Consider the following 980-nt stretch of genomic DNA (forward strand, 5'->3'; position numbering starts at 1 on the left):
CCTAAATGATACCAACCTTAACAACACCAAAGATTTAGCAACCACCCTAGGACATGAAACCAGCCATGCGATAGACAACCAAGACCCAAGTATCAACACCAACCCACAGAACAACACAAGTAAAGCAGATAATGAAATCTATGCCCAAAACTATGGAGACGACTTTAGCGATTATGTTGAATTCGCCTCAGAAAACTATGGCGATGGTAGCTTAGCAGATACCAACAATAACAACTTAGGCAACACACCAGCAGAAATACAGAGAAATCAAAAGCTTGTTGATAACAACAATCAGGATTATGCAAGGATTGATAAGAGTAAGGGGGAAGATTCTGTTTTCAAAGTAGTAACTACTGGGGCAAAAATAACCAATAAGATTAGAAAAATAAAAGGCAAACTTACTAAAGAAAAACTTAAAAAGATATTTAAAGACGAGGGTATTGATATTGCTGATGATTTAACTACCTTGGTAGATGAAAAAATAGGTGTTGATGATGCTTTGGCTATTTTGGATTTAGTTGTTGGGACTAATTTTAATAGCAAGAAGACTAGGGTTGTTAAAGGCGCTAAAACAAAAGTAAGAAAAGAAGCTACCAAGGGCTTGGTTAAGAAAAAAGAAGCATACTATAAAACAACAAAAGAGACAACAAAAGCCGCTGAAAAACTTGGATTTAAGAAGATTAAAGAAACATCTCATGGGCAAGCTGTTTATAAGAAAGGTAGTCGTTATATAACTAGTCAACCCTTAAAAACCACACAACAAATTGATTTATAACAATAAAACCAACAATAACCATAGACAAATCAACCAACTTTTGCTAAAATACCTCTTATTTCTTGGTCGTTTTGCTTAAAAAAAATGTTAACTAAATCCAGCCCAATATCCACCCAATCAAATCTTTTTCATTCAGAGCTCTTTTCTCAATTAGATGTCAAAGACCCTTTAATACAACTAGCCAACACTATTAATTGGACAGTCT

General features: G+C 34.5%; 1 pseudogene. It reads left to right on the forward strand.

Annotated elements, in window-relative coordinates:
• A pseudogene (locus BBROOKSOX_RS11700) lies at window positions 1-775 on the forward strand (hypothetical protein); the annotation flags it as partial.
• Window positions 776-980: the final 205 nt, after the last annotated feature.

The organism is bacterium endosymbiont of Bathymodiolus sp. 5 South (assembly GCF_900128535.1).
Taxonomy (GTDB): Bacteria; Pseudomonadota; Gammaproteobacteria; order PS1; family Pseudothioglobaceae; genus Thiodubiliella.